Here is a 7,463-nt window from a genome sequence, read left to right as displayed (position 1 = left end):
TACTCGCGAACTTGGCCAACTCCATTAACTAAATACTTTTCGGTCGTTAGTGATTCGAGGCCCATAGGACCGTATGCATGTAGCTTGGAAGTAGCTATTCCAATCTCTGCACCTAGGCCCAATTGTGAGCCATCAGAAAAACGAGACGATGCGTTAACCATTACTACAGAAGCATCAACACTACGTTGGAATAACTCTGCAGCAGCTTCATTTTTAGTACAAATTACTTCTGTATGGTTTGATCCAAACTGTGCAATGTGTTCAACCGCTGCCGTAAAGTTTGGTACAACGCGAATAGCGATTTCTAGGTCTAGATATTCTTCACCAAATTCGTTATCAGCTAGGACTGTTGCGTTATCAAAGTATTTAGCTGCAAAGCTGTCAGCATTTATTTTTACACCTTCTTGGCGTAATACAACTGCACACAAATTTAAAAACTCATCTGCCACATCTTGATGCACAACTAAACCTTCTAGTGCATTACAAACACCGGTACGCTGGGTTTTACCGTTAAGCAGTAAGTTAAGCGCAATTTCTAGGTCGGCATCTTTATCTACATATAGATGACAAACGCCTTTGTAATGCTGAATTACTGGGATCGTACTGTTTTCAGTAACAAAGTTAATTAAACCCTCGCCGCCGCGTGGAATGATTAAATCAATGCTTTCGCGTTGCTGCATCAGTTCCATTAACAGCGCACGGTCTGGATCTGGAATCACTGAAATAAGTGATACCGGTAAGTTGTGCTTCTCAAGTACGCGGTGCATTACACTTGCGATAGCTTGTGAACTTCTAAGTGCTTCTTTGCCGCCACGTAAAATTACGCCATTACCTGATTTAAAACATAATGCACCAGCGTCTGCTGTCACATTCGGGCGTGCTTCGTAAATCATACATACAACACCAAGAGGTACTCGCATTTTGCGAATTTTAATACCATTTGGGCGCTCAGTAATATCACGCAGCTGACCAACAGGATCATCAAGGCTTACGATTACTTCAATACCTTCTGCCATTGCTTCAATACGCTCATCGTTTAACGTTAAGCGGTCGATCATTGAGGCTGCTAAATTATTGTCGCGTGCTGCGCTTAAATCACTTTCATTTTCTTTTATTATAAATGCTTTTTGCCCTCTTAGTGCCGCTGCCATTTCAACTAAAACTTGGTTTTTAGTCTCGGTATCGAGTAAAGCAAGTGTATGTGCAGCTTTAGCTGCCTGACGTGAAATGTCCGTAATTAAACTCATGACTTCTCCAATAATGCGATATGTTTTTCAGATATAACTGGTCCAATTGAATCCTGCATTTTTTCGCTGAATTCACTCTGTTCGTTGTCTGCAATAAAGTTTAACAAACAGCTACTATAATTTGCGGTCGCTTTAGCTAAACGCGTACCGTCTTCACTACGTACTAAAATGGTATCACCCACGGCAAATTCACCGTGAACTTCCATAATTTCGTCACCACGAATACATCCACTTTCACCTTCAAGAGATTCATCAAATGATCCATCAACAACAACTTCACCTTGCTCATTTGCTGTATGTGTCATCCAATGAATAGAGTCCTGCATCGGTTTTTCGTACGGTAAAAATACACTACCTGGGTTTTCTCCAGCTAGCAGTTTTGTAAATGTTTCTTCTTTAAAGCCATTTATAATATAAGTCGCTATACCATGTGACGTTGCTTTTTCTGCCGCTTCTATTTTAGTTTTCATACCACCAGTACCTACCGCACTTGTAGCACATCCTGCCATAGCATAAATAGATTCATCAATTGATTTTATTTCAGGCAGTAACACCGCATCATCATGTAAGTTAGGGTTTTTATCATATAGCCCATCAACGTCTGAGAATATTAATAAAGCATCGGCATCGGCAGCTGCTGCGACCATTGCTGATAAGTTATCGTTGTCACCTACTCGTAAATCGTCGGTGGTTACGGCATCGTTTTCATTAATGATAGGAAGTACACCATGTTCAAGTAAAGTGAACACGGTTTCACGGATGCTCTGGTAACGCTCGCGGTCACGTAAATCGCCGTGCGTTAATAATAGCTGCGCAGATGGAAAGTCAAAAAAGCGGTCCCACATGGCAATCATTTCTGTTTGACCTGCTGCCGCCATTGCTTTTTTCATTACCACAGAGCGTGGTTTGTCTGATGGGAATAAATGCGCGCCAGCAGCTACAGAACCCGATGATACTAAAATCACCTCGATTCCACGGGCACGACAACGAACAATGAACTGTGCGATGGTTAATATGTAACGCGAACGGCAGCCATCTTGATCTGGTGCAATTAATGCACTACCTACTTTAAGTACGATACGTCGCCAATTTAACTTTTGCATAAATGCTCAACTTTCCATTTTATCTGCGCTCACCTTAATTAGACGAGCTAAAACTAAGTAGCTAGGTTTAAAACATAGCTTCGAATTTGTCTTTCATTTAGGCAACACTTTTTTACACACACGCGAAAACCATATCTAAAACAATAAGCTTAGATTTAAGGTTAAGTATAAAGTAGCAACAACCCAATAATATCGAGCAGCACTAATCAAAAAATTTAAAAGTGTTGTTTATGCATCGCTGTAAAAAGCTGTGTGTGGCTTTTTTATTAACAACATACATAGAGCCTCTAAAGTCTGATACACCAACAGATAGGGTGAAGACCAAAGGACCGAGATTTAACCGCCACGATGGGGGTTAAACATTGAAAGTAATAGTTCAACTCAAACCTTTATTTACTTAAATAATTAAATAAACTTGTTTAGCAAAACCATACCAAGAGTTCGGCAAATGAAATTATGTAGTGTTCGAATACTAGTAACACCACTAATGCATGATTATAAAGATTAAAAATGACGTTAAGATTAACAAACCACTTTTACTTCCAATAAACTTCATTAGATAACTAATTATTAGAACAGGAAGCATATTACACTAAATACCCCTTAAAAATCAAGGTTAAAATTCGAGCGAAGCTAATTCCTCCTCGTTTGTGGTGTTAGATTGTTATTAAAATTCAACCAATTAAACAATTAATACAGCCTAAAATAAGGCGGCTTAACACGCGCAAAATAATTTAAGCCTACTAATCTTCTATAAGCAGCTAAAATTGATTAGTAATATTTGAATTTCCCGTGTATACCCCTGTATTAATAATTAACAAAAGTTATACTTTCTAAACAAACCGTCATAAATAAGGAATTCTTAATCTATGTCAGCAATTTACATAGCCGGTATCGCACTTTGCTCTGTGCTTGCCCAATGGGTCGCGTGGGCTTTTAGAGTGCCCGCTATTCTTTTCTTATTGCTTACTGGTCTTTTACTTGGGCCATTTAGTGGTGTTTTAGACCCTGATGCATTGTTAGGTGATTTACTGTTTCCAGTTGTATCACTAAGTGTTGCCATCATTTTATTTGAAGGATCCTTAACTCTGCATTTCAGAGAGCTAAAAGGAATCGGAAAAGTTGTAAGAAACCTTTGCTCCATCGGCATGCTTACTACCTGTATTATTATTAGCCTCAGCGCCTATTGGTTGCTTGAACTTAATTGGCGTGTAGCTGCGGTATTAGGTGCAGTGCTAGTTGTAACAGGCCCTACTGTTATAGCACCGCTATTAAACTCAATGCGCCCAACACAAGACATTGACCGCATACTTCGATGGGAAGGTATTGTAATAGACCCGATCGGCGCATTATTCGCTGTATTAGTATTTGAAGCCGTAATGCTGGTAGGCCAAGGCGAAGTATTTAGCCACACTATTATTGCTTTAGTTAAAACCCTAGGTGTTGGATTAAGTATTGGTGTTGCTGCTGGTTGGTTAACAACACTATTAATGCGCCGCGAGTGGCTACCATTTGAATTACATAAGTTTGGTATATTGGCATTAGTACTCATTAGTTTTTCTGTATCAAACTATTTAAGCCATGAATCAGGCCTATTAGCAGTGACTGTATTTGGTATTTGGCTTGCTAACCAAGACGATTTAGAAATAGATTCTGTACTTGAGTTCAAAGAAGACTTGTCGATGATATTAATATCAACGCTGTTTATTTTACTTGCAGCACGCTTACAGCTCTCTGATTTAATGATGCTCGACAGCGATGTATTTATATTTTTAGCTATCGTGCTTTTTGTTGCTCGGCCACTGTGTATTGCTATTTCGACCTTTGGTACTGACTTACCAATGAAGTCTCGTTTGGTACTTGCCTGGATAGCTCCACGCGGTATAGTCGCCGCAGCCGTTGGGTCGGTATTTGCGCTTAGCATGATGGAGTCTGGTGTTGCGGATGCTGAAAAAATGGTACCTCTTATATTTACAGTAATTATAATTACCGTTGTACTACAGAGCTTAACCGCCATTCCTGTCGCCAAGCTATTAGGTGTACGCCAGCCATCGCCTAATACAATATTAATTATTGGTGCAAACCATGTATCGCGTGCAATCGGCCGAGGCTTACAAGAGCAAAACATTCCGGTTCACCTGTCAGATCCTGCATGGGAAAACTGCAGAATGGCACGTATGGATGGTTTAGCTTGTTATTATGGTAACCCGCAATCAGAGCATGCTGAACGCTACTTACCTCTAACAACGATTCGTAGTGTATTAGCATTATCGCCAAATCGTCATCATAATGCGTTAGGTGTTCAATACTTTTCGCATTTACTTAATGAGAAAAATGTATTTTCGCTACGCTCATCAACGTCGCATGCAAAAGCAAATAAAGACAGCGCAACGTTTTTATCTAGACAAATACTGTTTGGAGACGAAGGCTCGTATGCACGTTTAAGCAGTATTATAGCTAAAGGCGGTAAGGTTAGTTCAACACGTATCTCGGATGAGTTTAGCTGGGAACAATACTTAGAAATGAACCCTGAGGCTATCCCTTTATTTATTCTCAAAGGTGATAAAGACAGTGATGACGATACACCAATTAAGCTAAGACCGTTTACAATCAACATGGAAAAACCGCCGCAAGAAGGCGAACGCGTTGTTGCTTTACAGCCGCCTAAAATGTCAGTTTTAAAAGACCCGCAAACAAAGGCTAAAGAAGACAGTTAAATACTTTTACAAACTGTAAAAACTAAAAAACCCTAACTTAAAAAGTTAGGGTTTTGTTTTTAACAGCCATTAAATAGGAAGGCGGGCTCGAGCAACCACACTATCTGGCATTTTTTGCGCTAACTTAGTCAGCGCTCGCTCAATTTTTCTATGAGTCGCTTTATCTGCCACCATAGAATTGAATAGCCAACGATAGGCATCTTCAAAATCACGCGGGCTGCCATAACCATCATTAAATAATTTAACTAAACGTAGCTGTGCTTTTAAATTGCCTTGCGACGAGGCTTCACGCAAATACGTAATTGCCATTGCTTTATCTTGCTGAACTAAGCGACCAGTGTCGTAGTATCGTCCCAATTGCTCTAGCGCTGCCGCTAAGCCTTGCTCAGCTGCTTTTCGCATGTAATACACACCTAACTCTACATTGCGATCAACGCACACGTTATAAGCCAGCATATCGCCGTATAAAAATTGATAAGACGGCAATGCCATTTTATTGGCTCGTGCTTCTATATCTTGCACCAACTGGCAATCATCTGCCTTTACGCGCGCTAAATGCGTATTTTTATTTATTAACGCAATTAGCTCTGATTCTGTATACAGCGGCACAGCAGCAGGGCTTTCTGTAGCTAAGCTGTTGGTTGCAATAAATAAAGACAGCGGTATTAACGAAAGCCTTAGTACGCAATTACGATTAAATAAACGCATATTCACCACTTATATAAATAAACTTATTAAATAATATACAAAGATCGTTCCAAGGTGAATTTTAGACACAAAAAAAGCTGCACGAAGCAGCTTTTTTTAATCTAATGGTAATTACGCAAACGGATTGCGAAGCACCATAGTTTCTACACGGTCAGGACCTGTAGAAATAATATCAATTGGAACACCCGTAATTTCTTCAATACGTTTGATGTAGTCAATCGCAGCTTTTGGTAAACCGTCAAGACTAGTTACACCAACAGTGTTTTCTGACCAACCTGGCATCTCTTCGTATACTGGTGTTACTTTATCGTAACCTTCAGCCGCTAATGGTGTTACGTTAGTAACTGTGCCATCTTCAAGCTTGTAACCAGTACAGATTTTAAGTGTTTCTAAGCCATCTAAAACATCAAGCTTAGTTAAACAAAAACCTGAAATACTGTTGATTTGAACTGCACGGCGCATAGCCACTGCATCTAACCAACCAGTACGACGAAGTCGACCTGTTGTAGCGCCAAACTCATGGCCTTTATCACCTAGGTGCTTACCAACTGGATCTTGTTTATCAAGACCGTCGTAAAGCTCTGTAGGGAAAGGACCTGAACCAACACGTGTCGTGTACGCTTTAATAATACCTAAAACGTAATCAAGGTTTAATGGACCAAAACCTGCACCAGTCGCAACGCCACCAGCGGTAGTGTTTGAAGATGTTACATAAGGGTAAGTACCGTGATCTATATCAAGTAACGTACCTTGTGCACCTTCAAATAAAATGTTTTCGCCTGCTAAACGCGTTTGATCTAAAAGCTCAGTTACATCTACAACCATTGCTTTTAAGATATCAGCAACAGCCATTGCATCATCAAACGTTTTTTGGAAATCTACAGCATCTACTTTGTAGTAGTTAACTAAAGTGAAGTTGTGGTACTCAAGCACTTCTTTTAATTTAGCTGCAAATACTTCAGGATTAAATAAATCGCCTACGCGTAAACCACGACGTGCTACTTTATCCTCGTACGCAGGACCGATTCCACGGCCAGTTGTACCAATAGGCTTATCGCCACGAGCTGTTTCGCGGGCTACATCTAATGCAACATGGAAAGGCAAGATTAGCGGACATGCTTCACTTATTAAAAGACGCTCGCGTACTGGTACGCCGCGCTCTTCAAGCATGCCAATTTCTCTCATTAGCGCTTCTGGTGATAAAACTACACCATTACCAATCACACATTTAACATTGTCACGTAATACACCCGATGGAATAAGGTGTAGAACCGTCTTTTCACCTTCGATAACTAAAGTATGACCCGCATTGTGGCCACCTTGATAACGAACTACTAAAGATGCTTTGTCTGTAAGGAGATCAACTACCTTACCCTTTCCTTCGTCACCCCATTGGGTGCCTAATACAACAACGTTTTTACCCATCGTAAATTCACTTAGAGAAAATTAGGACGAGATTTTACCAGAAAACTAAAGTAAAGATCACCCCTGTTCAGCTTATTTTTTCTGCGGGCAATTGTTATATCCAAATATTGACCAATAACCACATAAATAACAGTGATTTAACGCACTAATTTGTATTTAACAAAAAGCCCCGCAAATGCGAGGCTTTTTAACTTTTAAATAATTAACGTAAAGTCTATTGAGCTTTAGCGCCTTTCATATATTGGAAGAAGTCGCTATCTGGT

Annotated in this window: 5 protein-coding genes; 1 reads left to right on the top strand and 4 read right to left on the bottom strand. The window is 40.0% G+C overall.

From position 1 onward, the window contains the following. Positions 1–1,247 (bottom strand): glutamate-5-semialdehyde dehydrogenase (locus H5072_RS07775; RefSeq protein ID WP_182693179.1); only part of this gene is annotated, 1,247 nt, incomplete at its 3' end. After that, entirely contained in the window at positions 1,244–2,350 is a 1,107-nt protein-coding gene (gene proB / locus H5072_RS07770; RefSeq protein WP_002957876.1) for a glutamate 5-kinase, read from the bottom strand. The genes proB and H5072_RS07775, both read right to left, overlap by 4 nt. A gap of 869 nt (positions 2,351–3,219) precedes the next feature. Between proB and H5072_RS07765 the strand changes: the two genes are divergently transcribed. Beyond that, a complete protein-coding gene (locus H5072_RS07765; protein WP_002957877.1) occupies positions 3,220–5,067 on the top strand; it encodes a sodium:proton antiporter in 1,848 nt (615 codons plus the stop codon). A 69-nt stretch (positions 5,068–5,136) separates the two neighbouring features. Here H5072_RS07765 and H5072_RS07760 read toward each other — a convergent pair whose 3' ends face one another. Together H5072_RS07760 and H5072_RS07755 are read right to left on the bottom strand one after the other, a co-directional pair. Then, positions 5,137–5,775 (bottom strand): tetratricopeptide repeat protein, encoded by a 639-nt coding sequence (locus H5072_RS07760; protein WP_039489024.1) that lies wholly within the window; start codon positions 5,773–5,775, stop codon positions 5,137–5,139. Positions 5,776–5,886: 111 nt separating this feature from the next. Then, positions 5,887–7,200 (bottom strand): adenylosuccinate synthase, encoded by a 1,314-nt coding sequence (locus H5072_RS07755; protein WP_024597266.1) that lies wholly within the window; start codon positions 7,198–7,200, stop codon positions 5,887–5,889. Between the last annotated feature and the right edge of the window lie 263 nt (positions 7,201–7,463).

Origin of the sequence: Pseudoalteromonas sp. SR45-5, from assembly GCF_014163565.1 — a bacterium.
Lineage (GTDB): Bacteria > Pseudomonadota > Gammaproteobacteria > Enterobacterales > Alteromonadaceae > Pseudoalteromonas > Pseudoalteromonas distincta.
Note: the sequence above shows the minus strand (reverse complement) of the source record. Positions and strands in the feature narration are given on the sequence as shown.

Coding starts and splice junctions, on each gene's coding strand:
- proB (WP_002957876.1), bottom strand. CDS start 2,350: ATGCAAAAGTTAAATTGGCGACGTATCGTACTTAAAGTAGGTAGTGCA.
- H5072_RS07765 (WP_002957877.1), top strand. CDS start 3,220: ATGTCAGCAATTTACATAGCCGGTATCGCACTTTGCTCTGTGCTTGCC.
- H5072_RS07760 (WP_039489024.1), bottom strand. CDS start 5,775: ATGCGTTTATTTAATCGTAATTGCGTACTAAGGCTTTCGTTAATACCG.
- H5072_RS07755 (WP_024597266.1), bottom strand. CDS start 7,200: ATGGGTAAAAACGTTGTTGTATTAGGCACCCAATGGGGTGACGAAGGA.